This window comes from Bradyrhizobium sp., assembly GCF_030654605.1.
Classification (GTDB): domain Bacteria; phylum Pseudomonadota; class Alphaproteobacteria; order Rhizobiales; family Xanthobacteraceae; genus Bradyrhizobium.
Genome location: NZ_JAURXB010000237.1, coordinates 1 through 26,361, shown reverse-complemented (window position 1 = coordinate 26,361; position 26,361 = coordinate 1). Strand labels below are relative to the sequence as shown.

The following is a 26,361-nucleotide window of genomic DNA, read 5'->3' as shown; positions in this document are numbered from 1 at the left end:
GGACCCCAAGCGTGAGCGCAACTGCGCTCATCGCGGCGCCGTGTATCCTCGTTGCGGTAAACTGGCCGAGACCTTTCGTGGCCCCGCCATCCTGTGGCTATGGGTCCCTGCGTTCGCAGGGACGACGGGTGGAGGGATGATGCGTACATTCCCCTCACCCTCCCTGCCGCGGCGTGATGATTTCGATCTCGTCGCCGTTCTTGAGCGGCGTCTCCGCCCAGCGACTCCTGGGCAGCACGTCGAAATTCAGCGCGATGGCGAAATGGCTGCCTTCATAGTCGAGTTCGCCGAGCAGCGCGTCGATGCTTTCCGACACAATCTCCCGCGCCTCGCCGTTGACGGTCACACGCATCGCATCACCTCGTTGTCGATCTGGCCGCGCTCGACATAGTTGAGCGTCAGTTCCGCCAGCGCCGGCGCGATCAGGAAGCCGTGGCGATAGAGCCCGTTGACCGTGACGTGCTTCTTGTCGATCGCGATGCGCGGCAGATTGTCGGGAAAGGCCGGGCGCAGGCCGGAGCCGAATTCGAGAATCCGCGCTTCGGCGAACGCCGGATGCACCGCATAGGCGGCGCCCAGTAATTCCAGCGCGGAGCGGACGCTGACGCCGGTGTCCTCGGATTCGATCGAGGTGGCGCCCAGCATGAAGAGATTGTCCTCGCGCGGAATCACATAGAGCGGCCAGCGCGGATGGATCAGCCGCACCGGGCGGGCCAGTTTTATCTCGTCGGTCTCGATCAGGATCAGCTCGCCCTTGACGCCGCGCAGCTCCGGCTGGGTATCGCGCGCGGAAAGCCCGCGGCAATCGATCACCAGCCCCTCGAGGTCGGCGGGCGCGGGTTCGCTGTTGAATTTTATCGTCCCGCCGGCGGCGATGATGCGTTCGTGCAATTTCGGCAGCACGCGACGGGGCTCGACATGGCCTTCGTCGGCGAAAAAAAGCGCGTCGCGAAAACGGCCCTCCAGCGAGGGTTCGAGTTCGGCCAGGGCTTTCGCATCGAGCCGCCGGTGGTCCGAGGTGAGCCGGGCAAAGCGCTCGAAATCGTTGCGGTCGCGGCTGTGTGCCACCACCAGCGAACCGTTGAAGGGGGTATCCGGCAATTCCCGGCGCCACAGATCGAGTGCGCGCAGGCCGAGCCGGCTGATGATCGGTTCGGCGATCTCGCTTTCGCAATAGGGCGCCAGCATGCCGCCGGCCCAGTGGCTGGTGGAGAGCATCATCGCTTCGTCGCTGCGCTCATGCAGCGTGACGTGGTGGCCGGCCTGCGCGAACAATAGCGCCTGCCAGGCGCCGGCAATGCCGGCGCCGATGATGGAAACCGGGGAATCCCCCCTGGGTGCTACGGGCAACGGCCCGCGCTGTGGCTTCGAACGCTGGTACATCCCTGTCCCTTCGCCGGCATGACCCGGATCAGGTTCAAAGGGTCACCGCGGTCTCTCCTGCTGCGAACAGCGTTTTGAGCGTGCGGTATCTCAGCTCCTCATCGGAGCTCCCCTCGGAACAGGTCTAATGTAAGCCGATGGCGCGGGGTGTCAACGCGTCTGGCGGGGAACTGCACGGAATGTCGCGCACGAGGGCTATCGCTTCGGCGCTTCCGCGCGGGCGTTCCAGGCGCGATCAATCCGGGTGGCATGTTCGTGCCGGCTGCCCGCCAGCCGCTGCCGTTTGGCCGCGAAATAATAGCCGCCGGCATAGTAGCCGACGGCGCGGTTGGCATCGCCATTGGCGGCGCGCCAGGCGCCGGCGAGGTATTTTACCGCGTAGGTGAGGTTGGTGTTGGGATCGCGCAGTCCCGCGGCATCGCCGGTGTAGCCAAGGCCGCGCGCGGTCGCGAGCTTGATCTGCATCAGGCCGATGGTGCCGCCGCGTCCGACCACATCCGCCCGGTATTTGCTCTCCCGCTCGATGATGCGATGCACCAGCGCTTCCGGCACGCCGTTGGCCTGGGCGTGGGTCGCGACCATCGCCTCATAATCGGCGCGCTGCGCCTGGGCGGATTGCGAAAATGGCAGGGCGGCCATGGCGACGAGCCATGCGAGCGACTTTAGACGTTTCATCAGGAAAAAGGCCTCGGACGGGCGGGATTGCGGGGTTGAACGTTTGAAGGCCGGGATTGTTGCAAGCGCCGGGCGGCGATGTGGCAAAAACCGGGCTTTGTCAGGGGTTTGTTCCCGCCTTGGGGGAGCGGATTTACCAAGAATTATGCCCTGGCGTGCTTCGATCGGGCTGTAAAGCCCTCAAATCCGGCCGCGTCAATGACCCTGTCCGTTACCCATGCCACCGAGCAGGCGAGCCCGCTGCGCGGGATGCTGCCGCTATGGGTCGGCGCCGGGATCTATGCGCTGTTTCTGCTGGCCGGCAACCGGCTGCTGATCGATCCCGACACGATGTGGCAGATCACGGTCGGGCAGTGGATCATCGATAACAGCGCCGTGCCGGAAACCGACGTCTATTCCTTCACCATGCGCGGCCAGCCCTGGATTTCGACGCAGTGGCTGGCACAGGTGCTCTATGCCAAGGCCTATGGCATCTTCGGCTGGAGCGGCCCGGTGGTGCTGGCGGCATCAGCGATATCGGCCACCTTCGCGCTGCTGACCAAATTCCTGTGCCGCCGTTTGCGCGAAAGCACGACGCTGGTGTTCATCGCCGGCGCGCTGGCGCTGACGGTGCCGCATCTGTTGGCCCGGCCGCATGTGCTGGCGCTGCCGGTCATGGTGGCGTGGGTCGGCGGCATGATCGCCGCGGCGGACCGGCGCCGCGCGCCGTCATTTGGGCTGCTGCCGCTGATGGCGCTGTGGGCCAATCTGCATGGCGGCTTTGTCTTCGGGCTGGTGCTGATCGCGCCGATCGCGCTCGATGCGGTGGTGAGCGCGGAAGCGCGCCTGCGCCGATCACTGGTGTTGCGCTGGGCGGCGTTCGGATGCGCGGCGCTGCTGACCAGTTTTGCCACGCCCTATGGCTGGAATGCGCTGCTCGCATCGCAAAAGATTCTCGGCCTCGGCGCAGCACTTCCGCTGATCCTGGAATGGCGGCCGGCCGATTTCGGCAGCGTCGGCGCGCTCGAGGTCTGCCTGCTGCTCGGCATCGGGCTGGCGCTGTATCGCGGCATCCGACTGCCGCCGCTGCGCATCGTGCTGCTGCTCGGATTGGTGCACATGGCGCTGGCGCAAGCGCGCGCCGGCGAGATCCTGGCGCTGCTCGGGCCGCTGGTGCTCGCCGCTCCCCTGGCACGGCAGATCGGCGGTGCCGAGGCCGCCCGTTCAAACTCAGCGCCGCGCGGCGTGCTGTTCGCGGGCGTCGGGATCGTGCTGCTGGCGGGGACCATGGCCTATGCGTCGGTTCATCGCTTCGAACCGCACACCCGCGGCTCGCCGGTCGCGGCGGTAACCGCGCTGAAGCAACTGAATCTTTCACGCGTGTTCAACGACTACGATTTCGGCGGCTACCTGATCGCCAACGGCGTCGCTCCCTTCATCGACGGCCGCACCGAATTGTATGGCGAGAAATTCTTCGTCGACCACAACGCGGCCTCAGGATTGATGAAGCCGGAAAACCTGTTTCGGCTGCTGGAGCAATACAGGATCGAAGCGACACTGATGCGCACGCAGAGTGCGGCAACCAAGCTGCTCGATCATATCGACGGCTGGCAGAAGATTTACAGCGACGACATCGCCACCATCCATCTGCGTAAGCCCGGTGCCGTGCATACGGTCGAGCCGTCGGTCGATCCCAAGGCGAAGTGAGAAATTCGAAATCGTAGGGTGGGCAAAGCTTCCGCCGTAGCTCGAAGAGCGAAGGTGGAAGTGTGCCCACCAGCGAAAAAGGATGGTGGGCACGCCACGCATTCGCGCGACCGTCGGCTTTGCCCACCCTACGATTCTGCCGAGGAGGGTGACGTCACAGTTGTTGATTGGACTAAATCCACGACAACAATTATGATTGATCCAGCGTTCGTATGCGGCAGTAATCCTGTCCAATTTGCGTTCGGCCAAATCCAATACCCAAAGACGACCACAAGGGAGACGCGCATGGCCCGAAGAGATTTCGGCTATCTGCCCCGTGAAAATCCCTGCGCCCAGTGCGGCGCCCCGATCGCGGCACCCGACTGGACCGAGAACGGTCCACGACGGATTTCCTATCTCTGGCACTGCAAGGCGTGCGACTACAAATTCGAGGCGGTAGCCTTCTACGATGCATCGCATTCGGAGCAGCCGGCTCTCGCGGCCTGACGGCCGAAGCGATCGTCATCGCTCAGGCGGCGGATTGCCGGTCTTGCTGGCGAACCCGCAATCGAATGCGAACGATCAATCCGTGCGGATGCCGGTCATGGAGTGATAGTTCACCGCCATGCGCCAGCACAATGGCGTGCGCGATCGAAAGCCCAAGACCGAAGCCCGAGGCTTCGTCCATGTTGCGGGCGTCGTCGCCGCGCACGAACGGCTCGAGCATGACTCCCTTGCGCGCATCGGAAATGCCGGGGCCATCGTCCTCGACCTCGATGACAGCGGTTTCCGGCGACATATCGAGGCGGATCGTCACCTCCGCACCGAACCTGACGGCGTTCTCGACGAGGTTGGTGACACTGCGATTCAGATCGTAGGGCCGGACCGTGGCCATGGCGTGTTCCGGGCCGTCGTAGGCGACCTTGTGCCCCATATCGGCGAATTGATCGGTGACGAGCTGAAGCGTGGTGGCGATGTCGACCAGCGTCATGGCTTCGCGCTTGTGGTCGTTGCGCAGGAAGGAAAGCACCGATTCCAGCATCGATCGCATCTGATCGAGATCGCGCAGCATGCGGCTGCGATCGAGATCGTCTTCGATGAACTCACAGCGCAGGCGCATTCGGGTGATCGGAGTCCTCAGATCGTGGCTGATGGCGGTCAGCATCCTGGTGCGGTCGTCGATCAGGGCCGTGATCCGCTCCCGCATGCGGTTGAGCGCTTTCGCAACCGAACGAACTTCCTCCGGCCCACGTTCGAGCAGCGGCGCCGCGGCGCCGTTCAGGCTGAAGTTTTCGGCGGCGGTTGCGAACGACGACAGCGGCGCCGTCAGGGCTCGCGCGGCCCACAATCCAAGCAGGCCGACGCTGATGACGGCGAACAGCAGCGTCATCATCCACGGCCCGCCCCAGAACGGAGGTTGCCGCCGATCCCCTGGCGTTTTGACGGAAATCATCGCGCCGTCCGGCAGCCTGATGCCGATCCTGCGGGCATCGGCCCCGCGCGCCAGTGAAAAGATCCGGTAGCCGTCGCCGAGGCGACGATGCAGGCCGTTCAGGTCAAGCCCGTCGGGTTGTTCGGCGCTGGAGGCGGAGCCGGGCGGAAGGCTTTCGATATCCAGTTGCGGGAATGCCCGTGCGATGTCGGCGATAATCCCGGGACGTCCGGCCGCGGGCGCCGCGCCGAGAAGCAGTACCGCGGTGGCGAGATGGTCACGTCCGTTGTCCTGCGACGGATCGAACCGGTTCGGCCGGAGCAATAGAAAGCTCGCGGTGACGATCAGGTGTATCGCGATGATCGAGGCCACCACGAGTGCTGCGATCTGTCCGCTGATGCCCTTGAGGTTCAGGAAGCCTGACAGCTTCATGATCAGCCGCCGGCCGGGATCGCGACCGCGTCCACCGTCGGGGTGAACAGATAGCCGCCGGAACGCACCGTCTTGATCAGGATGGGTTCGATCGGATCGGGTTCGATCTTGCGCCGGATACGGCTGACCAGCACGTCGATGCTGCGTTCGAACGAACCGGCGTTGCGCCCTTGCGTGAGGTCGAGCAGGCTGTCGCGCGACAGCACCCGGCCGGACCGCTCGCAGAAGGTTCGCAGCAGGTCGAACTCGGCGCTGGTCATCGCGACGCGCGCTCCCGCCGGATTGCGCAGTTCCCGCAGCCGCAGATCAATTCTCCAGCCCTGAAAAACCAGCGCCGTCGCGCCTGAGGTGGTGCTGGCCGTCTGGGCGGCAGCCTGCCGGCGCAGCACCGCGTTGATCCGGGCCAGCAGTTCGCGCGGATTGAACGGCTTGGCGAGGTAGTCGTCGGCGCCCATTTCCAGCCCGACGATCCGGTCGACGTCCTCGCCTCGCGCGGTGAGCATGATGATCGGCATCTGCGAAGCCGCGCGGACCTTGCGGCACAGGCTGAGGCCGTCCTCGCCCGGCAGCATCACGTCGAGAATCAGCAGGTCAACGCGACGATCGGCCATCGCCCGGACCATTTCGCGTCCGTCGTTCGCCGTGGTCACGTGGCAGGCGTTGGCACGCAAATACTTCGCGATCAGCGCCCGCGTCTCGCGGTCGTCTTCAACGACGAGAATATTCGGTGATGCCATGGCCATGCGGACCTTTGTCTGTGATTCGCTGCTATCGGCGAAGGATTTTTGTTTCGGAATGTTTCTGACGCCGGCCTCGCAACAAGCGGCAACAAGCCCGCGGGCGCGTGAAAAGTTCTCGTTAATGCCATCCACCCTACGGTCGAGGTGCCTCACGAACCCTTCGGAGCCATCATGACCTCAATCTCAGCCGCCGCCAGCAGCAGTTATCTTTCACCGCTTCAGCAATTGCAAAAGGAGCTTCAGTCCGAAGTCACCGCCGGCAAAATCACTTCGGCCGACCAGGACGCGTTGTCCGCCGCGCTGACCGACATCGATGCCTCGCTGCAGAGCAGCCGGCCGAGCCACTCGGCCGGAACCAGGCCCTCTCCCGAAGACATGAAAGCCAAGATCGACGACCTGATTGCAGGCGAAGTCTCCAGCGGCAAGCTGACCAGTGAGCAGGCAACCGAGCTGCAAGGCGTCTTCGAGGCGGCGTTCGCCAATGGCCCCGGCGGCGGCGGCGGTCCGGGCGGGCCTCGCGGTGGCGGTCCCGGCGGTCCCGGCGGCCCGCCGCCGGCGGACGATTTGTCCGCTACCGGCAGCGCCGACAGCACGACGGACGCCACTTCCGCCGACGACCTGCTCCAGCAGTTTCTGGAACTGCTGCAGGATTCGCTGTCCGCCTCGTCATCGACCTCGTACAGCGCGACCGGCAGCACGGCTACCAGCGCCGGCAAAAGCAGTTCGTCGTTCTCGGCGCTTCTGATCGACTACCAGAGCTGATCTCTCTGCCTGCCTGTGCCGACATGGAATTCAACCATTCTTCCCGAAAGGGAAGGATGGTTGTCGCATTGCAGGCATTGGAACCGGCCGAGAGCTGCTGCGTTAATTGCTTTCATCAACCCAGGGAGGGATGATGATGACCGATGTCATGACCAAACCACATCAGCTGATCGCGAGCGACCGGGTCGAAGGCACTGCGGTGCGACGGCCGAACGGCGACAAGATCGGCCACATCGAGCGGCTGATGATCGACAAGATCAGCGGCAAGGTGTCCTACGCCATTCTCGGCTTCGGCGGGTTCCTCGGCATGGGAACCAACCTGCTGCCGTTGCCGTGGGCGCGTCTCAGCTACAATACCAGATTCGAGGCCTACGAACTCGACATCGACGACGAGGAGCTGCGGCGCGCACCGTCGTTCCGCGCCGACAAGGATTTCGACTGGGGCGATCGCTCGCAGGAGACCGAGCTGCATCGCTATTACAGAATACCGCCGTACTGGGGCGGGTTCTGATCGGGGTCACAGCAGAGCGTTTGAAAAAATATGCGGCGCTGCATCCGCTGCGTGCGCCTTGCGGCAACGTGTTCCACGGAACCCGCGCCGGCAAAATCGAATTTGTTTCCGGTGAGGGAACAGCGGACGCGGTGGCGGGTTTTCTCTCTATCGATTTCATCTCAGGGAGAACTTCACATGTTGGCAAAATTCATGACGGCTGGTTTGGTCGGTTCCGCGTTGTTCGCGACCGTCGCGTTGGCGCAAACCCCGGCGGCAACTTCCGACAAGACCACAGCGGCCCCGACGGCCGCCGCGTCGGATACCTCGTTCCAGGGCAACTGGCGCGGATCTAAACTGGTCGGCCTCAGCGTCTATAACGAGAGCAACGAAAGCCTCGGTTCGATCAACGACCTGCTGATGGACAAGAGCGGCAACATCAAGGGCGTGGTGATCGGCGTCGGCGGCTTCCTCGGCGTCGGCGAGCATCTGGTTGCGCTGCCGTTCGACAAGGTCAAGTTCGTCAATGAGCCGGTCGCCTACACCGGCACGGCGGGCGCAGGGGGCACGGCGGGTCCCCGTCCGGGCTCCACCACGACCACGGGCGCGGCCAACACCGCTACCACTGCGGCAACACCGGGGAAGCCCAATCCGTGGTATCCGGATCATGCCGTGATCAGCGCCACCAAGGATCAGCTGAAAGCGATGCCCGAATTCAAATACACGATCTGAGCGGCGCATTCTTGCGTCGAGTGAATGATCTGAATGACCGGACGGCAGCTGCCGCCCGGTCATTTTCTCGACCGGGCGCTGCGCGTGGCGGGATGTCTGCGTCACACGGAAGCAATGGTGCGCCGCATCCTTTCGGTGCTGGTATCCCGGTGCTAGGCTTGGCCTTGCGGCAGGAGCACCTGCGTCCTGCCTAACAGCAACGGGAGGACGACAATGGCAGAGAGCGTCTACAAGGTCATTGAACTGGTCGGCACCAGCAAGGATTCCTGGGAAAAGGCGGCTGCAGCCGCCGTCAACAGGGCCAGCAAATCCCTGCGCGATCTGCGCGTCGCCGAAGTGATCCAGCTCGACATGCAACTGGACGCCAAAGGCAAGATCGAAGCCTACCGCGCCAAGCTCAAGGTGTCCTTCAAGTTCGAGGGCTGACCTGTTTCGTGCTTCGTCGCGTAATGCGCGACGTGCCGGCTCGCGCTACATCCCACCTGATCGTAATGCCCGGCCGTGTGCCGGGCATTGGCGTCTTGCGCGTGGTTGCGTCAATCGCTCGATCTCCCATCGTCAGCTCGCCGGTGTGCTGCACAAAAACTGTGCATGCATGAGTGCAAATTGATCAGCCATCAGTTTGCTTTGAATATGCAAAAATGCACACTGCGTTGCACAACTCGGCATTTCCTTTCCGTCGGGTTGGGCAATGATCATCGTGGCCGAACGGCGTGAGCAAGATGTGCAAGCGACGCTCGGTCTTTCGAGAAGGCCAGAGCCGATATGCGCAACGCATTCAACAGATTGAACAGCAAGGGATCCCGCCGCGCGCTGGAGCTTGCGGTCGGTCCGATCCTGCTGATCGCAGTCTGGTGGCTTGCGGCCAGGGGCGGATGGGTCAACAAGGATCTGCTGCCATCGCCGATCGAAACGCTGCGCGATACCGCCGCCAACATCTGGTCCGGCAGCATGACCAAGGATTTTTCGCGCACGCTGATGCGGGTGGCATATTCGATCGTGATCGCCATCGTCGCCGGCGTGCCGATGGGAATCGTGCTCGGCGCCAAGGCGGCGGTTTACCGCTCGGTTGAGTTCATCGTCGACTTCTTTCGCTCGACCCCTGCGACAGCCTTGTTTCCGCTTTTCCTGCTGCTGTTCGGCCTCGGCGATGTCGCCAAGATCGCCGTCGCTGCGTTCGCGGCCTGGCTGGTGATCGTCTTCAACGTCGCCTATGGCGTGATGAACGCCCGGCAGACGCGCATTCTCGCCGCCAGGTCGATGGGGGCATCGTCGCTGCGAATCTTCCGCGACGTGATCTTCTTCGAGACCTTGCCGCAAACCTTCGTCGGGCTGCGGACCGCGGTCTCGCTCGCACTGGTGGTGATCATTGTGGCCGAGATGTTCATCGGCGCCACCGACGGCATGGGCCATCGCATCATCGATGCGCAGATCTCCTACTCGCTGACCGACATGTACGGCTCGATCCTGGTGGCTGGCGCGATGGGATACGGCCTCAACCTCCTGCTGCTCTTCCTCGAACGCTCCGTCATCCACTGGTCGGGCAAATGACGGCCGCCATTTCAACCATCTCTCCAGGGGTAAATGCGATGTCAAAATCAGTTCTGTTCGCCGCCGCCGTCGCGGTCGCCATGTCCACCGGCTCTAGCGGCGCCTATGCCGCCTGCGACAAGATGGACAAGGTGACGGCCGCCTGGCTGCCGATCATGCAGACCACCGCCTACTACGTCGCGATCGAGGAGAAACTGTTCGAGAAGGCCTGCATCGAGATCGACTCCAACAAGATGGAATCGCCGAACCAGATCATCGACGCGCTGATCGCGGAGCGGGCCGACTTCGGACCCCCGGGCGCCGCCGCCGGCATCGCCATGATCGCGGAGTCGAAGTTTCCGGGAAAGCTCAAGGTTTTCGGTCTGCAGGGCGGCGGCATCGCGGTCAACAGGATCAACGACGGCCTGATCGTCAAGCCGGACTCACCCATCAAGGTCTTTGCCGACCTCAAGGGCAAGACGCTGGGGCACGTGCCCGGCATCCAGTGGCGGACGATTTCGCGGCACATGGTGCGCGCCGCGGGGCTCGATCCGGACAAGGACGTCAAGCTGATCGATCTCGCGGTCGCCATGCAGGTGCCGGCGGTCGTCGGCGGCACCGTGGATGCGACGCTGTCGCTGGAGCCGGTCGGCTCGATCGCGGTGGCGTCCGGCAAGGCCAAGCGCGCCATGACCAATCCGGTGGCGGGCGTCATCGCCGATCCGTTCTATTCGGGCGCATCTGTCATGACGACCAAATTCCTGAGGGATCGCCCCGATGTCGCCAAGCGCGTGGTCGCGGTGATCGATCAGGCGACCGACCTCGTCAACGCTGACTTCGCCAAGTACAAGGCCGCTATTCCGAAATACACCCCGATCAAGCCGGATCAGCTCGACCTGCTGGCGCAGCCCTATCTGCGCGGATTCAAGGATCTCAACGATACCGATATCAAGTCGTATCAGGCGCTGGTCGACATCTTCATCAAGGAGGGCGTGCTGGCCGGACCGCTCAATGTGCGCGAAAAGCTGCTGACCAAAGCCGAGCTCGGAACCTGAAGATGGTCAAGAGCAACGTCGCGCCGATACGGCCCATGGAGCCTGGCACGGAAGAGACGTCGCAAACTGCTGCGTCGAAGCCGGGACGGCAGGCCCTGATGACCATCCGCGGCCTGCGCAAGACCTTCAACGACGCCGTGGTCTATGACGACTTCGCCGTCGATCTGCCGCTCGGGCAGTTCATCTCGATCTTCGGCCCGAACGGCTGCGGCAAGAGCACGTTGATCAACATGGTCTCCGGCCTGATGCCGATGGACGCCGGCGAAGTCCTGTACGACGGCCAGCGCATCAGCGAGACGCGGATTTCCTACGTTTTCCAGAACTACCGTGAGGCATTGTTCCCCTGGCTGAAGGCGATCGACAATATCCATTACCCGCTGAAGGTCATGGGCATCCCGCGCAAGGAGCGCCGCGACCGCGTGGAAAAGCTGCTCGCCGATTTCGAGGTCCGCATCGATCTCGATGCCTATCCCTATACGCTGTCGGGCGGCCAGCAGCAGGCGGTGTCGATCCTGCGCGCGCTGGTAACGGAGCCGGAGGTGCTGTTCCTGGACGAGCCGTTTTCGGCGCTCGACTACGAAATGACGATGTTCATGCGCGAACAGCTGCAGAAGATATTCATGAAGACGAAGACCACCATGCTGCTGGTTTCGCATGACCTGGATGAAGCGATCGAACTGGCCGACAAGGTGGTGCTGCTGACGCGACGGCCGACCAAAGTAGCCGAGATCGTCGAAATAGACCTGCCCTGGCCACGCAACCTCGAGGTCACCACCGGCGAACGTTTCATGGCGCTCAAGCGCCATTGCCTCGATCGCTTTTGGCAGGAGGTCAAGAAGTGACGTCCCGCGCCGCAACCGACTGCGTCGGGTTTCGATGGCGTGGATGAAACACAGCAACAACCGATAACTGGAGATGGATATGACGAAGCGCCGTTTTCGCGCCGCCGCGGTGCAGACACTCGCCCGGCTTGGAGACTTCGACTACAACATCGCGCTGGCCACGCAATACGTCGATGATGCGGTGCGGCAGGGTGCCGAGCTGATCGTGTTCCCGGAATGCATGGACACCGGCTACCTGTTCGATTCAGCCGAGCATTGCCGCGAGCTTGCGGAGACCGTGACCGACGGGCCGTTCGTCACCGCGCTTTCGGAATTGAGCCGCAAGCACGGCGTCTATATCGCCAGCGGCATCACCGAATGGGATCCGGCCAGGGAGAAGATCTTCAACAGCGGGGTCATGTTCGACCGCAACGGCAAGCTCGCCTGCCACTATCACAAGCAGTTCCTGGCCACCCACGACCAGAACTGGTTCAGCTTCGGCGAACGCGGGTGTCCGGTGGTCGACACCGATCTCGGCCGTATCGGCCTGTTGATCTGTTTCGACGGCCGGATTCCGGAAATCTTCCGCGCCATGGCGATGCAGGGTGCGGAAGTGATCGTCGACATGGCGAATTTCTTCGCGATGGATCAGGCCGATATGTGGGGCCCGGCGCGGGCTTACGAAAACGGCGTCTGGCTCGTCGCCGCCACCAAGGCCGGCTATGAACGGTCGATCTATTACCCGGGCGGCAGCATGATCGTCGACCCGAAGGGCAGGGTGCTTTCCAAGGTTCCCTACGATACCCACGGCATGGCGATCTCCGACGTCGATCTCGATGCCGCCGCCGACAAGTCGATCTACGCCGCCAACGACAAGATCGCCGACCGGCGACCGGATACCTACGGGGTCATGGCGTTGCCCTATGAAAAGACGCCGGTGTTCGGAGCAGCCGACAAGCCGCTGATCCCGTCGAAATCGGTGACCAAGGTCGCCGCCGTACAGATGCACGTCACCGACGACACGCCGGCTGCCGAGGTGCTCGCCATGGTCGATCACACCGCGAAGCTTGGCGTCAAGGTTCTAGTGCTGCCGGAATACGCGTTCTCCGGGGAATGTATCCTCAACGCGAAAGAAGCCGCCGCATTGGCCGACCAGACGGCTTCGAACCTGTCCGGCATCGCGGCCATCGCGGCCAAATACGGCTGCCTGATCGCCGCCCCTGTCGTCGAGCGGGCGGCGGCCGGACTGTATGTAACGACCGTGCTGGTCGGGCCGGACGGCAAGGAAATCGGCCGGTATCGCAAGACGCATCTGACCGCAGAGGAACGCAAATGGGCGGTTGCCGGCTTCGACTATCCGGTGTTCGATACCCCGTTCGGGCGCATCGGCGTGATGTCGGGCTATGACGCGGTCTTTCCGGAAACCTCGCGCTGCCTCGCCATCGGCGGCGCGGACATCATCCTGTGGCCGGCCGCGCTGCGCGAGCCGTTCGAACGCGAACTGCTGGCGGTGCCGCGCGCCGAGGACAACCGGGTGGCGGTCGTGCTGGCCAACCGCACCGACTGCCCTTACCCCGGCGGCAGCGTCGTCATTCCGCCGAACGGCTTCCCGCAATGGGATATCAATGTCGCAGCACCTCGGGTGCTGAAGCTCGGCGCCGTCATGCCCAAGCACATCGATCTCGCGGTCTGCCGCCAGAAGCTGATGATCCCGAAGGTCGATATGTTTGCAAACCGGCTGGTGGAGACATACGCTCCGATCGTCGCGGCCTAGCCGAACCCGAAAATGGGAGTGTTGCTCGATCGCGATTCGAAAGCCGGCGGCTTGAGCCGCCGGCAGCCGCGAAGGATCGTCAAGGCAGTGGCCAAGCCACAGCGCAAGCTCCGCTATGACTGGAACGACGTCGTCTATTTCCTGGAAGTGGCGCGTCAGCGCAACCTCGTTCGCGCGGCCGAGAAGCTGAAGGTCGATCATACCACGGTGAGCCGACGCATCCGCGAGCTGGAGCGCAGCCTGAATTCCACGCTGTTCAAGCGCAGCAAGTCCGGCTTCACACTGACCGAAATCGGGCTGCGCCTGCTGCAATATGCCGAGGGCATGGAGAGCCAGGCCAACTCCATGGTGGAAGCCATCGGGATCGAGCAGGCGGATGCCGGCGGCGCGGTGCGGATCGCGGCGATGGAGGGGATCGGAAGCTTCTATCTCACCAAATGCATCGGGGATTTCAACAAGGTCTATCCCTCCATTCAGGTGGAGCTGATCACGGATACGCGGCTGCTCGACCTCAGCCGGCGCGAGGCGGATATCTTCGTCAGCTTCTTCCGGCCGCAGGGCAAGCGGCTGTCGGTCAAGAAAGTCGGCGAGTTCAAGATATCGCTCTACAGTTCGAGTAATTATTTCGACGACCATCCCTATCCGAAAACGCTGAAGGAGCTCGAGAGCCATGCCTTCATCGATTTCATCGAGGATCATATCTACAGCAAGGAGAACCGCTGGCTCTCCGACATCCTGCGCCCCACGCATACCGTGTTTCGCAGCACCAGTCTGGTCGCTCAATACATCGCGGTCGCAAACGGGCAGGGCATCGCGATGCTGCCGTCCTATGTCGCGGCGAACGACAGGGAGTTGCGGCCGGTGATGCCGGAACTGTTCTCGATGCGCGACATCTGGCTTTCGGTGCATGAAGACCTGCTGCATATCGCGCGCATCAAGGCCGTGACGGTATTTCTGGAGAAACGCATCGAACTCGACAAGGCATTGCTGACCTCAGTCAGGGGCAAGGGAAAGCGGAGCTGATCCGCCGGCCATTGACGCGGCCGAGCTGAAAGCTCGTTGCGTCCAATGGTCCGCTGGCCTTCAGTCTCGACCTAAGCTCTAGTACAGTCTCGGTTTCGAGCGGATACGGGATGAGCAAGAACCTGTCACCACCACGGACTCCAACGGAGAAGCCCCAGGCCGGCGAGCCCCAATTCGGGGCTCTGCTGATGACCGAGGGGGGAACGCAGCGCAGCGGACCCCCTCCGTTGTTTCGCGGCCTGACGGAAGGCGAAAAGGCCCGCGTATTGGAGTCCGGAAAGCGCAAGATGCTCTACCGCGGCGCCAAGCTGTTCACATGCGTCGATCGTTCGGAACCGCACTGGCTCGATTGCTGCGGCGCATGCTGCCGGCGCGCCTGATCAACCGCTACCGCCCCGAGCGCCACTACATGCGCGGGCCGGGGCCGAAATCCCGGGGCCGCGAGCCTGACGTCGACGGCAAGGCGATGGCGGCTTCGCTCGGCAATGGCGGCAAATCGCCGAGGGCTTGAGCGAGCGAAGCCGAAACGGCTGTCTTACTTCACGCTGACCCGGACGCCGGGGCTGATCTGATCGCCGGGATAGACGATGACGCGATCGCCGGGTGCGAGCCCCTTGCTGACCGCCGCAAGGCCGCCGGAGCGCCGCACCAGATCGATGGTGCGTGGTTGCGCGCGTCCGTCTTCGGCGACGTAGACGCTCCAGCTGTCGCCACGGCGGAACAGGGCGCCGACCGGAATGATCTCGATGTCGTCATGCGTGAATACGGTAATCCTGCTGTCCACCTGATAACCGTCGCCGAGGCCGGTCCATTGCTGCTGCGGCGACAGCACGTCGATCAGTACATTGACCCGTTGCTCCTCGACGCCGAGCGTCGATACCTTGGTGAACGCCGCGGGCTCGATCCGGCGCACCCGCCCGGAGAGTGTGCCCGCACCGCCCCAATGCTCGATGGTCACATCGGCGCCGGGACGGATTTCAACCGCATCGGTGCTGAGAACGTCGGTCACGATTTCGAGGTCGCGCGGATCGCCGATTTCCATCAGCGGCATGCCCGACTGCACCACGGTCTCGCTTTCCTGCGCGACCCTCAGCACCACGCCCGAGACCGGCGCGGTGAGGTTCCAGGGTTCGGTCGGCCCGTCCATGCCATCCTTGTAACGGCCGAGCAGCGCTTTCGCCTGAGCGAGTTCGTGATCGGCCGCATGCGCCTGGAATTCCGCGGCCCGAAGGTCGCGATCGGCAACCCGCATGGCGAGTTCGGCGCGTTCGCGTGCCTGCACGGTCGACGCGCCGCTCGCGGCAAGCGTGCGGGTGCGATCGAGATCGGTCCTGGCCTGTTCGGCCTGGGCCTGCGCCCGCTCGACGGTCGCCTTGCTGCGCTCCAGCGCGGCCTCAGCGGTGCCCAGCCGTTCCTCGGCCTCGCGACGGCTGCGCGGATCGAGCAGCGGCGCCGGCGGCGGCAGGATGGCGGCAATGGCTTCGTCCGCGGCGACCTTGTCGCCCGCCTTGAGTGTGACCCGCGTCAGGCGGCCGGCGAGCGGGGCCGCGACGACATAACGCTGGCGAATGCGGGTCTTGCCGTCCTCGTTGATGCTGGCGACGAAACGTCCTTTGGTGACGGCCGCCGTTTCGACCGGGACCGGCTTTGGCATCACAAGCCAGGCGATGCCCGCGGCTGCGGCCAGTGCGCCCAGCGCCAATCCCACACGACCTGCCGTGATCCGCATCGTCAGTCCCTCGTCTTCAGTACCGCGACCAGATCGAGACGGTCGACCCGGCGACGTACGATGTAAGCGCTGGCCGCGGCGGCGGCCACGACAATGGCGACCGCAACCACATAGGTTCGCGGCCCCACCACTCCCGGAATCTGGAAACTCTCGTTGGAATGAAACCGCGCGATCAGCGTGACGACGCCCTGCGAGAGCATCAGCCCGATCGGAATGGCCAGGGCGATTTCGGCGGCGAACTGGCTAAACAGGATCCGCGCCACCTCGGCCCGGGTAAAGCCGAGCACCCGCAGGCTGGCGAGCTCCCAGGCGCGCTCCTGCAAGGCGATCCGGGCGCTGTTGTAGACCACGCCGACCGCGACGATCACGGCAAAGGCCGTGAGGATAGCTGCGCTGACGAGAACGATGCCTGCGATCTTGTCCAGGAACGAGCTCACCGTGTAGGTCTTGACCGCCACCGACTCGATGACGGGAAGCTGCTTGAAGCGCCGCGACAGCGCCGGAAGCGCCGTCGGCTCCACGAACAGGGATGCGGCCGAAACCACCGCACCCTCGCCGGTCAGGCGGTTGATTGTATCGATCTCCATGTAGGACGACATCCCGATCGTCTCGTCGACGATGGCGCTGACCGGCAGTTCGATCTTGCTACGCCGGCCCTCCATCACCTCGATCGTCACGGTCTCGCCGGCAGCGACCTCGATCCGCTCGGCCAGCCGGCGGGTGAGGGTGATGCCATCGGGCGGCACGTCGATCGGACGCAACGCGGCATCATGCGGACGCCGCAGTCCGCCGTTGAACGGCAGGCCGACCACCGACGTCAAATAGCTGCGGTGCCCGGCGCGCAGGCGAACCGGCACGATACGAAGGCCTTCCGCGACCAGCACGCCGGGCTCGCGCGCGAGATCGCCGATGATGGTGCGACTGAGCGGATGGGGGAAGGTGACCATGGCGTTGCCGCGTTCGACCAGGTTGAACTGGACTTCGATCATCTGGTCGATCGCATCCCGCCAGAACAGCCCGAGCACGACCATCGGCACCGCCAGCGCGATGCCGACGATGGTAAATACGCTGCGCAGCGGGCGGCCGGCAAAATTCCGGATCGCCAGCACACGCCGTGGCGTCAGCGTCTTCGCGGACAGCAGTCCCTCGATCCACGAGCGGTGAAAACGCCGCGGCGCGGCCGGCCGCATCGCCACCGCCGGAGCCAGCGCGACGACGTTTCGCAGCGCCGTCACGACGCCGAGCGAAGCCGCCGCAAAGCTGACCAGGAAGCCGGCGAGGGCGGACCACGGCGTCAGCTCGAACACCAGCGCCGGGAGGCGAAAGAAGCCGTGATAGCTTGCAACCATGGCCCGACCGAAGGCGAGGCCGCCGGCCAGGCCAAGCGCCGATCCGAACAGGACGACAACCGCGACCAGCTTGAGATAGTGCAGCACCAGCGGGGTCGTCGGAAAGCCGAGTGCCTTCAAGGCGGCGATCTGCTCGCGCTGCGCGGTCACCAGCCTGCCGAGCACGACGTTGAGCAGGAACGCCGCTACCCCGAAGAAGATGAAGGGAATGGTGATCGACATCACCTTTTGCTGGTTGATTTCGTCCTCGAGGAAGCGGTTCGAGGGTTGGTCTCGCCGGCCGATGGCCCCGACCGAACCGTAGGGCTCGAGCAGGCGGTCGAGCTCGTCGATCACCTGCCTGGGGTCGGCGTCCGGGGTGAGCGACACGATGGCGTCGTTGAACGCGCCTTTCATGTCGAAGGCGGCCTCCGCCGCGCTGCGGTCGACCCAGAGTACGGCGTAGAAGCGGTCGTCGGGGATCGGCACCCCCGGCTTCACCGCGTAGACATATTCGGGCGACAGCGCGACGGCGGCGACGCGAAAGTTCTGGATGCGGCCGTTCAGCACGACCGGCACGTCTGTCCCAAGTCGAACGGAATTCGCCTCGGCAAAGGCCTCGTTGATCGCGGCGGTGCGGGTGTCGCCGGGTTCCGGCGGCGTGCCCCGGCGAACGTGCAGGCGAGCCAACGGCTCGTCGCCGGCATGCGTGAGCGAGACCATCCGCGCGGAGACCGGCAGCAGGGCGGAGGGCCAGTCCAGAATGACGTCGCGCACGATGCGCGGCTCGACCGCGGCGACGCCCGGAATTTCATTGAGCTGCGCCACCACCGAGAGCGGCGCGCGCTTGAGCGTGACGAAGACCTGCGGAAAGCGCGCACTTGCGTAGAAGCGGTCGCGTCCGGCGCGCAGCGAATCGTAGGTCGAGATCGAAGCGATGAACACGGCCATGCCGGCGGCGACCACCAGGGCGATCGTCAACACCTGCCCGCGCATGGCAAGGATATCCCGCAAGAGCTTGCGATCGAGCAGGGTCACCAGCGCACCTCCTCGGGCGTCAGGCGGCGCGGGTTACGCGCCTCGCCGACGATGCGGCCGCCGCCGAGGCTGAGGACTCGATCCGCCATGCCCGCGATCGCCGCGTTGTGGGTGATGATGATGGTGGTGGTGCCGAGTTGCTGGTTGACCCGCGCGATGGCGGCCAGCACGACCTTGCCGGTCTCGTAGTCGAGCGCGCCGGTCGGCTCGTCGCACAAGAGCACGTCGGGCGACTTGACGATGGCGCGCGCGACCGCGACGCGTTGCTGCTCGCCGCCGGAAAGCTGCGAGGGAAAATGATCGAGCCTCGTCTCGAGCCCGACCAGCGCCAGCGCCTCCCGGGGATCGAGCGGCCTGTCGGCGATCTCGTTCACCAGTGCCACGTTTTCGAGCACGGTCAGGCTTGGAATCAGATTGTAGAATTGAAACACGAAACCGACATGCTCACGGCGGTAGCGCGTCAGTTCGGCGTCGTCGGCGCCGACGAGGTCATGGTCGCGCCAGCGTGCCTGGCCGCCGGTCGGCGCGTCGAGCCCGCCGAGGATGTTGAGCAGCGTCGACTTGCCCGAGCCGGAGGGGCCGAGCAGCACGACGAACTCGCCCTCGTAGATGTCGAGATTGACGTCCCGGAGCGCGTGGACCTCGACTTCGCCCATCCTATAGGTCTTGGACAGATCGCGGGCCTGAAACACCACGCGACGCGGTTCGCCTCGTTGCCGGAGTTGGTTCAGCGCCACGATGTCCTGCTACTGCCCGCGCGCCCCAGTGAGCGGCGACCATGGATAACGCGTCGGGCCGTCCGCCGTTTGAGACAGGTCAATTTGCGCTCCCGGCGGAATGCCGCATCACAGTCCCGGCAGCGCCGAGAGGTAAACGTTCATCATACCGTCGGCTTCCGCGATCACGCGCAGCGTTTTCGAATCGAAGGCGATCTCGGCGAGCCGCAGGCTGCTGATTTCGGCGGCCACCCGCACGCCGTCCTCGTTCTTCTGAAAATCGGCGATCACGGCGGCGATCTTCTTCTGCGCATTGCTGGCGAACGGTTTCAGGTCGATGGTGGCCTTGTCGGCCAGCGCCCGCTGCAGATGCGGCATCGCCGCGCGAGCGGCTGCGCCCAATAGGCCGAACGCGGCTTCGGATTCCACCGCGAGCTCGATGTTGGTCAGCCGCAGCGTCTGCTGCGCCTGATCGAGCACGGGCCGGCCCCAGATATGCACATTGGCTTCGCCGCCGAAGCCGAAGAAGCTCTTCTTCTCCCTGGCGTTGACCAGAAGCGAGATCAGCAGCCGGTCGCCGGAGGCCGCGACGCTGGCGCGCTTGACGGTGACGTCGACCGATCCCGAGCCGTCTTCCGGAAAAGTCTTGCCGGCGAACTGCGCCTCCACGATCTTGTTGATCTCGGTGAAGGGCATGTCGATCGGCACGCCGATGCTGACGCCTCCCGGCGTCGGCGGGATGATGGAAATGGTGGCCGGGAACGGGCAGTCCGGCCTGGTCTGCACCGGCGTGATGCGGGTCTCCGCCTCGATGCCGAGCGTCAGCGTCAGCGCCTGGGCATCGACGCGCGGCTGCGCCGCGATCGCACGGGTCGGCCGCAGCTCCAGCCAAAGCGCCGGCAGCGTCGAGGTGGCGCCGGTGCCCTGCAGCGGAATCGAGCGACAGGCCTTCGCCCACTGGATCCGCGCGTTCTGCTCGAGTGCCGGATCGTTGCGGATCCGCGCCTGCGCCACCGCGATCTGCTCGGCCACCGTCTTGTCGATCAGCGGCTTGACCTGCGCCGGGACGTTGACGCGGGCGCCAGCCACCACGAGGCTGGTGTCGCCGAGATTGACCTGCGCCGCGAGGTTCGGCTCGATGCGCCAGGCGGCGGCGAGTCTTGGCCGCGCGGTGATGACGACGTTGCCCTTGATCTCGGCGCTGGCGTTGAGGTTCTTGATGTTGACGCTGCCGATCTTCTTGCCGAGGTCGCCGCCGAGCAGGCCGCCGAGCGCATCGCCGACCGCACCGGTCGCCTTCGCGGAAAGCGAGCCGGTCACGTTCAGCGTTCCCGTCAGGGGCGTCGCCAGCGACAGCACGTCCTGGGCGCCGGTCGCCGCAATCGGCCCGCGCGAGGCCGTCCAGCCGATGTCGGCATTCTGCAGGATCGACGTCACCGGATTGTCGGCCTTGCCGGCAAAGGTGCGCGGCGCGCCGCGCTCGGCGGCGTCGCGAATCGCTGACAGCGCGATCGCCACCGGCGCGATGATGCTGGATGCGCGCGGGGCCGGCGGCAGCGGCGGCAATTGGACCAGCACGGGCGCTCCCACGTTGCCGCGCGGCGCCACCCAGTCCATCGCTTTCAGGCTGACGAAAAACGAGGCCACGAGCGCCGCGACCCCGAGCAGGATCATCTTCAGGTTAATCGACAGACGCATCGTCCCCCCGGACTGTTCAGGGGCGGAGTTTACAGGGCGGGGCAGGGCGGCGCTAGGGTAGGCAGGTAGGGTGGGCAAAGCGCAGCGTGCCCACCACAGATCGGCGGATAACGGTGGCCGAATTGCGACGTCGTTGTGGAGATGGTGGGCACGGCGCAAAGAGCGCCTTTGCCCACCCTACGATTCAACAAAAAATGGCGCGGAGACCGCGCCATTTTTCAAATCATGTGCCGAGCAACCGCCGGAAAAATCAGCCGCGCTTGCCGATGGTGTTGTCGGCGCGGCGGTCCATCGGCAGCACGATCACCTTGGTGCCGACATTGACCCGCGAATAGAGGTCGGTGACGTCTTCATTGGTCAGGCGCAGGCAGCCCGAGGAAACGTGGGTGCCGATGGTGTGCGGCGCGTTGGTGCCGTGGATGCGATAGATGGTGCCGCCGAGATACATGGCGCGGGCGCCCAGCGGGTTGCCGGGGCCGCCGGCCATGTAGCGCGGCAGATAGGGCTGGCGCGCGATCATTTCCGCGGGCGGAGTCCAATTCGGCCACTCGGCCTTCCTGGTAATGGTCTGCACGCCCGACCAGGTGAAGCCCTCGCGGCCGACGCCGATGCCGTAGCGGATCGCCTGTCCGCCGCCGAGCACGTAATAGAGATAGGTGTTGGGCGTATCGATGATGATGGTGCCGGGCGCCTCGCGGGTGGCGTAGTTGACGACCTGGCGCTTGAAGCGCGCCGGCATCTCGCGCACGGTGCCTTCGTCATCGTCGGAGGGAGCGGCCTGCACCGGCGGGGCATATTGTGCCGGCGGGCTCATGAGGAAGGGAAACAGCTGCACCGGCGCTGCCGCGGCGAAGCCGGAAAATGCGAATGTGCCGATTGCCAGCGCACCGAGTGCTGCGGCAACGAGGCGGGAATTCAGCCTGGCTGAGTTGGACATGATCGACCCCTGTTTGCGCCTGCGCGCCAGTGTCCCCGGCGCGTCGTTGGGAAGATCATTACCGGTCAAGCGTTTCAGGAGCTTTGCACAATGTCGCCAAATTGGTTTCGTCGGCTTAAGAATTGTTTCATTGCGGCTTCATGGGCCCACCAAAGCGGCCCGCGGTTATTGATTCCCGACCCCGCCGCCGAAGTTTTTATCGATTTGTTTCAAGTATTTATAAGGGAGGCCAGCCGGGGCCATCGTAGCCGGGCCCAGGTGGTGCGTCCGGTGCTTCGTCGTCGCCCTACAGCGCCCGCATTCGCGCCGGTTCGGGGGCGACAAGGCCGATGACAATGCGCCGGTCGGCGACGGCATGGTTGAACTGGTCGAGCACGAGGCCGATCGCCGCAAGGTCGCCTTCCTCGATCGCCTGGTCGTCGTAGCAATCCAGCGTCTCCCGCAGCACGTCGTCGACCTCGTTTTGCATGGCGGCCAGTTCTTCGGGGGTTTCCGCCAGCCGCACCCTGGAAATGATGGCGAGCAAATTGTCGCGATGCTCGCTGTATTGTTCGCGTTCATCCCGCTTCCAGTAGTGACGCAGCCACGCGCCGGCGGATCCGAGGCCTGAGAGAACCAGGATCGCGCCCCAGACATAGTCGGTATATTTTTCCAGGAAGGTGCGTTCATTGCCGTCGATATAGGCTGCGGCCCCCTGATGCGCCGGCAGTGCCGCGTCCTTGTCGGTATCCGGCTTCTCGATCTTGGCAGCCGAGGGCACTTCCCTGGCCAGCGTCTGGCGCACGGTGAACAATTGCCGGACGAAGCCGCCGACCGCGGTATCCGACAACGACTTCGGCGCGACGATCAGATGGTTGACGCTGACGGTGTCGATCTTGTCCTCGGGCCTCGGGGGCAACGGGCTGAAGGTGCTGCCGGGGATTTCCTCGGCTTCGTAGAGCGGGTGCTTTTTCGCGAGCGTCTCCGAGACCTCGATCGGCAGGAATTTCGGTTCGCCTCGCGCCTTCGCGGTCGCCGTGATCGCCTCGATGGTGATCTTGCTGTCGAGCGGACCCACCGCCATGAAGGCTTCGATGGTGGGATCGCGCGCCATTTCGGCGATCTGGCTGGTGGCGAACTGGGTGATCGCCACCTTGTCGGGATTGACGCCGGATTCGGTCAGGATCACCCGCAGCAGGGTGACATTGGCCTTGGTCCGGCCGATGACGCCGACGCGATGGCCCGGCAGGTCGCCGAGCTCCTTGATTTTCGGCGCCGGCCGCTTCTTCGCGCCTTTGGCCGGCAGGCCGGCCACCGACCACAGCGCCACGACGTTCTTGCGCAGGATGGCGACCGATTGGGCGTCGGCCGGCAAGTCCAGATCGCCGCGCGCGACCGCGAGGTCGGCCTTTTTGGCCGCCAGCAAGGCGATGCTCTCGATCGCGCCTTCGGTGGTGATCGGGTGCAGCCGCACCGGACTGCCGTCCCGGGCAAAGGTCTGCGCCAGCGCCTGCACCAGTTTCTGGTCTTCGCTGCCGGCCGGACCGACCGCGATGCGCAGGGTGACGGGTTGCAGGAAGTAATAGAGCCCGGCGGCGGCGACGCCGAACAGGAAAATGCCGGCAGCCAACAGCAGCAGCGAATAGTCCTTCCGCTTGCGGCGTCTGGGAGGCGTGTCCGGGCTATCGTTGGGATTTGATGATGACATTGTCCCGCCACGCTACCCGAAAAACCTCGCCGCCGCCGCAAAAAGATCGGTCGCACGTCGATGACGTCACACGCATGAAATATCCATGGCCGAACGTCGGGTAGCGAGAATCAGCAAGCGCCCGGGTTTTCCTTCATGCGGATATTGATTGCGACAGACGCGTGGCATCCGCAGGTTAACGGTGTCGTCAGGACGTTAACCTCGTTGGCCCGCAGCGCGGCGTCGCTCGGCGCCGAAATACGCTTCCTGACCCCGGAAGGGTTTCCGTCGATGGCGGTGCCGACCTATCCGGGCTTGCGGGCGGCCTGGCCGAACCGGCGCGAGATTGCCCGCCGGATCGAGGCGGCATCGCCTGACGCCATTCATATCGCCACCGAGGGACCGATCGGATGGGCGGTGCGCGCCTATTGCCGCCGTCGCAAGCTGGCGTTCACGACGTCCTATACGACGCGCTTTCCGGAATACATCGCGGTACGCTCGATCATTCCGGCCTGGCTGAGCTATGCAGTGCTGCGGCACTTCCACGCCGCCGGCGCCATGACGATGGTCGCCACCTCGTCGCTCCGGCAGGAACTCGGCGCCAGGGGATTCGGCAAGCTCGGCAACTGGACGCGCGGGGTCGACACCAACCTGTTCCGGCCCGACGATCCGGCCGAGCTCGATCTGCCGAGGCCCATCTTCATGACGGTCGGCCGCGTCGCCGTCGAAAAGAACCTCGAGGCGTTTCTCGCACTGAACCTGCCGGGATCGAAGGTCGTGATCGGAGACGGGCCGCAGCGGGCGGAGCTGGAGCGCCGTTATCCCAAGGTCCGCTTTCTCGGCGAGAAAACCGGCAGCGATTTGACCTCTCACATGGCGGCGGCGGACGTCTTTGTTTTCCCGAGCCTCACCGATACTTTCGGCGTCGTTCAACTCGAGGCGCTGGCGTGCGGCACGCCGGTCGCGGCGTTTCCGGTTACGGGTCCGCTGGACGTGATTGCGGATCACCCGATCGGTGTTCTGGATACGGACCTGCGCCGCGCCTGCATCGGCGCGTTGAGCCTGTCCCGTGAAGCCTGTCGCAGTTTTGCGCTCGAGCGCTCCTGGGAAAACAGCGCAAGGCAGTTCATCGGCAATCTCTCTGCGTTGCAACCGAGCCGTTCGCTGCGACCTACCCGCCGCATGGCGGGCCAAAGTGCGGTCCAGGGTTAGCTGCAAGGCTAGTTGCCCGATCATCACAAACGAGTTGGAGTTTCCATGGCAGAAATCATCAAATTGGACGGTACCAGGCAGCTGGATTTCGATCGCGAGACGGTCGAGCAGGCCTATGACCGCTGGGCTCCGGTCTATGACCTCGTGTTCGGCGGCGTGTTCAGCAAGGGCCGGCGCGCCGCGATCCAGGCCACCAACAGCATCGGCGGCCGTGTGCTGGAGGTCGGCGTCGGTACCGGCATTTCGTTGCCGCAATACGCATCCCACCTTCGCATCTTCGGAACCGATATTTCGGAGGCCATGCTGCGCAAGGCGCACGCGCGGGTGGCGGATCTGGGCCTGAAGAACGTCGAGGGCCTCGCGGTGATGGACGCGGAGAAGCTCGAATTTCCCGACGGCTCGTTCGACGTCGTGATGGCGCAGTATGTGGTGACCGCGGTGCCCAATCCGGAAGTCGCACTGGACGAATTCGCCCGGGTCCTGCGGCCCGGCGGCGAATTGATCCTGCTGAGCCGCGTCAGCGCCGATGCCGGGATGCGGCGCTTCATCGAGCAGCGGCTGCAGCCGGTGGTGCGTCAGCTCGGCTGGCGAACCGAATTCGCCTGGTCGCGCTACGCGAAATGGCTGGCGGGCGCGCGCAGCATGGAATTGATCGAGCGCCGTCCGGTGCCGCCGCTCGGCCATTTCTCGCTGATCCGTTTCCGCAAAATCAAGGCCGTCGCGGTCGCTGCTTGAACCTGCGCGAGCAGGTGGTCAGCGATGGCGGCGTCGTAAAGCGGCACATGTCATTATGATGTCGTCACATGGCGGACATCGAATCCCGGTAAATAAAATTAACCGAACTTGGGGGAGAAGATGATGGGCAATTTCCGTGAACAATTGCGAACGCAACGGTGGGATGACCATCGCTACTACCACCACAGCCGCATCAACCAGAGCCTGCACTTCGTCAGTGCCGCGAGCTTTCTGATCGCCTATGTGCTGCTGTTCTTCGATCCCGTCGCCGCTGCCCTGATCGGCTGGCTGGTCTCGATGACCACAAGGCAGGCGGGCCACTTCTTCTTCGAGCCGAAGGGCTACGATCACGTCAACGAGGCGACCCACGATCACAAGGAAGAAATCAAGGTCGGCTACAATCTGAACCGCAAGATCGTGCTGATGACGATCTGGGCGATTTCACCGCTGGTGCTGTTCCTCGATCCGACCCTGTTCGGAATTTTCGCGCCTTGGGAATCGCCGACCGACTTCATGCGTCAGGTCGCGAAGGTCTGGCTCGCGATCGGCATCGGCGGCCTGCTGTTCCGGACCATCCACCTGTTCTTCATCCGCGACGTCGAGACCGGACTGGTGTGGATGACCAAGATCCTGACCGACCCGTTCAGCGACCTCAAACTTTACTACAAGTCACCGCTGTACCTGCTGAAGGGCGAGTTGATAGATCCGGGCCTCGAAAAACACGTCAAGCGCGCCTGAATGCTTGAATTCGATCGACGCCTTGTATCGGAAACTCGTCATGCCCGGCC

26 protein-coding genes and 1 riboswitch are annotated in these 26,361 nt (G+C 64.3%); of the genes, 15 read left to right on the top strand and 11 right to left on the bottom strand.

Annotated elements, in window-relative coordinates; genetic code table 11:
* Positions 1 to 154 precede the first annotated feature (154 nt).
* From thiS to Q7U29_RS21440, 3 genes are all read right to left on the bottom strand, one after another.
* Complete coding sequence (gene thiS, locus Q7U29_RS21450) at positions 155 to 352, bottom strand: sulfur carrier protein ThiS (RefSeq protein ID WP_304744565.1); 198 nt, start codon at positions 350 to 352, stop codon at positions 155 to 157.
* Positions 343 to 1,383, bottom strand: coding sequence for an FAD-dependent oxidoreductase (locus Q7U29_RS21445; protein ID WP_304744563.1), 1,041 nt, complete (start codon positions 1,381 to 1,383; stop codon positions 343 to 345). The genes thiS and Q7U29_RS21445 overlap by 10 nt, the downstream gene beginning before the upstream one ends.
* A riboswitch (TPP riboswitch) is annotated at positions 1,371 to 1,507 on the bottom strand. Its footprint overlaps the gene before it by 13 nt.
* 71 nt (positions 1,508 to 1,578) lie before the next feature.
* Positions 1,579 to 2,058 (bottom strand): lytic transglycosylase domain-containing protein, encoded by a 480-nt coding sequence (locus Q7U29_RS21440; RefSeq protein ID WP_304744561.1) that lies wholly within the window; start codon positions 2,056 to 2,058, stop codon positions 1,579 to 1,581.
* A 198-nt stretch (positions 2,059 to 2,256) separates the two neighbouring features.
* On the opposite strand from Q7U29_RS21440, the gene Q7U29_RS21435 reads away from it, so the two are divergent.
* Both Q7U29_RS21435 and Q7U29_RS21430 read left to right on the top strand, forming a co-directional pair.
* A complete protein-coding gene (locus Q7U29_RS21435; RefSeq protein ID WP_304744560.1) occupies positions 2,257 to 3,744 on the top strand; it encodes a hypothetical protein in 1,488 nt (495 codons plus the stop codon).
* 285 nt (positions 3,745 to 4,029) lie between these two features.
* Positions 4,030 to 4,230 carry a hypothetical protein gene (locus tag Q7U29_RS21430; protein WP_304744558.1) on the top strand — a complete coding sequence of 67 codons (201 nt, stop codon included), beginning with the start codon at positions 4,030 to 4,032 and terminating at the stop codon, positions 4,228 to 4,230.
* 22 nt (positions 4,231 to 4,252) lie between these two features.
* Here the strand turns inward: Q7U29_RS21430 and Q7U29_RS21425 are convergent, their stop codons facing one another.
* The gene (locus Q7U29_RS21425) at positions 4,253 to 5,587 is read right to left on the bottom strand and encodes an ATP-binding protein (RefSeq protein ID WP_304744556.1); all 1,335 of its coding nucleotides are present in this window, start codon (positions 5,585 to 5,587) and stop codon (positions 4,253 to 4,255) included.
* 2 nt (positions 5,588 to 5,589) lie between these two features.
* Entirely contained in the window at positions 5,590 to 6,330 is a 741-nt protein-coding gene (locus Q7U29_RS21420) for a response regulator (RefSeq protein ID WP_304744554.1), read from the bottom strand.
* A 168-nt stretch (positions 6,331 to 6,498) separates the two neighbouring features.
* On the opposite strand from Q7U29_RS21420, the gene Q7U29_RS21415 reads away from it, so the two are divergent.
* The 10 genes from Q7U29_RS21415 (at position 6,499) to Q7U29_RS21370 (ending at position 15,025) form a co-directional block, all read left to right on the top strand.
* A complete protein-coding gene (locus Q7U29_RS21415) occupies positions 6,499 to 7,089 on the top strand; it encodes a hypothetical protein (protein WP_304744552.1) in 591 nt (196 codons plus the stop codon).
* Positions 7,090 to 7,237: 148 nt separating this feature from the next.
* Positions 7,238 to 7,600 carry a PRC-barrel domain-containing protein gene (locus Q7U29_RS21410; RefSeq protein WP_304744550.1) on the top strand — a complete coding sequence of 121 codons (363 nt, stop codon included), beginning with the start codon at positions 7,238 to 7,240 and terminating at the stop codon, positions 7,598 to 7,600.
* 177 nt (positions 7,601 to 7,777) lie between these two features.
* Positions 7,778 to 8,311, top strand: a complete 534-nt coding sequence (locus tag Q7U29_RS21405; protein ID WP_304744548.1) for a PRC-barrel domain-containing protein — start codon at positions 7,778 to 7,780, stop codon at positions 8,309 to 8,311.
* Positions 8,312 to 8,524: 213 nt separating this feature from the next.
* Positions 8,525 to 8,737 (top strand): dodecin family protein, encoded by a 213-nt coding sequence (locus tag Q7U29_RS21400; protein WP_304744547.1) that lies wholly within the window; start codon positions 8,525 to 8,527, stop codon positions 8,735 to 8,737.
* A 339-nt stretch (positions 8,738 to 9,076) separates the two neighbouring features.
* On the top strand, positions 9,077 to 9,862 hold the full coding sequence (locus tag Q7U29_RS21395) for an ABC transporter permease (RefSeq protein ID WP_304744545.1): 786 nt from the start codon (positions 9,077 to 9,079) through the stop codon (positions 9,860 to 9,862).
* Between the two features lie 38 nt (positions 9,863 to 9,900).
* Positions 9,901 to 10,896: an ABC transporter substrate-binding protein gene (locus Q7U29_RS21390; protein ID WP_304744543.1), complete on the top strand. Its 996-nt coding sequence runs from the start codon at positions 9,901 to 9,903 to the stop codon at positions 10,894 to 10,896.
* A gap of 35 nt (positions 10,897 to 10,931) precedes the next feature.
* Complete coding sequence (locus tag Q7U29_RS21385) at positions 10,932 to 11,738, top strand: ABC transporter ATP-binding protein (RefSeq protein WP_304744541.1); 807 nt, start codon at positions 10,932 to 10,934, stop codon at positions 11,736 to 11,738.
* A 79-nt stretch (positions 11,739 to 11,817) separates the two neighbouring features.
* Positions 11,818 to 13,491 (top strand): carbon-nitrogen hydrolase family protein, encoded by a 1,674-nt coding sequence (locus tag Q7U29_RS21380; RefSeq protein WP_304744539.1) that lies wholly within the window; start codon positions 11,818 to 11,820, stop codon positions 13,489 to 13,491.
* 12 nt (positions 13,492 to 13,503) lie between these two features.
* Positions 13,504 to 14,514, top strand: a complete 1,011-nt coding sequence (locus tag Q7U29_RS21375; protein WP_304744537.1) for a LysR family transcriptional regulator — start codon at positions 13,504 to 13,506, stop codon at positions 14,512 to 14,514.
* A 316-nt stretch (positions 14,515 to 14,830) separates the two neighbouring features.
* On the top strand, positions 14,831 to 15,025 hold the full coding sequence (locus tag Q7U29_RS21370) for a hypothetical protein (protein WP_304744535.1): 195 nt from the start codon (positions 14,831 to 14,833) through the stop codon (positions 15,023 to 15,025).
* A gap of 24 nt (positions 15,026 to 15,049) precedes the next feature.
* On the opposite strand, the gene Q7U29_RS21365 is transcribed toward Q7U29_RS21370, so the two are convergent.
* The 6 genes from Q7U29_RS21365 to Q7U29_RS21340 form a co-directional block, all read right to left on the bottom strand.
* Complete coding sequence (locus tag Q7U29_RS21365) at positions 15,050 to 16,243, bottom strand: efflux RND transporter periplasmic adaptor subunit (RefSeq protein WP_304744533.1); 1,194 nt, start codon at positions 16,241 to 16,243, stop codon at positions 15,050 to 15,052.
* A gap of 2 nt (positions 16,244 to 16,245) precedes the next feature.
* Complete coding sequence (locus Q7U29_RS21360; protein WP_304744532.1) at positions 16,246 to 18,609, bottom strand: ABC transporter permease; 2,364 nt, start codon at positions 18,607 to 18,609, stop codon at positions 16,246 to 16,248.
* Positions 18,606 to 19,265, bottom strand: a complete 660-nt coding sequence (locus Q7U29_RS21355; protein WP_304744566.1) for an ABC transporter ATP-binding protein — start codon at positions 19,263 to 19,265, stop codon at positions 18,606 to 18,608. Before Q7U29_RS21355 ends, Q7U29_RS21360 begins: the two co-directional genes overlap by 4 nt.
* A 189-nt stretch (positions 19,266 to 19,454) precedes the next feature.
* The gene (locus tag Q7U29_RS21350) at positions 19,455 to 21,023 is read right to left on the bottom strand and encodes a DUF4403 family protein (protein WP_304744530.1); all 1,569 of its coding nucleotides are present in this window, start codon (positions 21,021 to 21,023) and stop codon (positions 19,455 to 19,457) included.
* A gap of 250 nt (positions 21,024 to 21,273) precedes the next feature.
* Positions 21,274 to 21,960, bottom strand: coding sequence for a L,D-transpeptidase (locus tag Q7U29_RS21345; protein WP_304744528.1), 687 nt, complete (start codon positions 21,958 to 21,960; stop codon positions 21,274 to 21,276).
* A gap of 286 nt (positions 21,961 to 22,246) precedes the next feature.
* On the bottom strand, positions 22,247 to 23,647 hold the full coding sequence (locus Q7U29_RS21340) for a TAXI family TRAP transporter solute-binding subunit (RefSeq protein WP_304744526.1): 1,401 nt from the start codon (positions 23,645 to 23,647) through the stop codon (positions 22,247 to 22,249).
* Positions 23,648 to 23,782: 135 nt separating this feature from the next.
* Between Q7U29_RS21340 and Q7U29_RS21335 the strand changes: the two genes are divergently transcribed.
* The 3 genes from Q7U29_RS21335 (at position 23,783) to Q7U29_RS21325 (ending at position 26,311) form a co-directional block, all read left to right on the top strand.
* Positions 23,783 to 24,838 carry a glycosyltransferase family 1 protein gene (locus Q7U29_RS21335; protein WP_304744524.1) on the top strand — a complete coding sequence of 352 codons (1,056 nt, stop codon included), beginning with the start codon at positions 23,783 to 23,785 and terminating at the stop codon, positions 24,836 to 24,838.
* Positions 24,839 to 24,883: 45 nt separating this feature from the next.
* Positions 24,884 to 25,573, top strand: a complete 690-nt coding sequence (locus Q7U29_RS21330; RefSeq protein WP_304744522.1) for a class I SAM-dependent methyltransferase — start codon at positions 24,884 to 24,886, stop codon at positions 25,571 to 25,573.
* A gap of 120 nt (positions 25,574 to 25,693) precedes the next feature.
* On the top strand, positions 25,694 to 26,311 hold the full coding sequence (locus Q7U29_RS21325) for a hypothetical protein (RefSeq protein WP_304744520.1): 618 nt from the start codon (positions 25,694 to 25,696) through the stop codon (positions 26,309 to 26,311).
* Positions 26,312 to 26,361 lie beyond the last annotated feature (50 nt).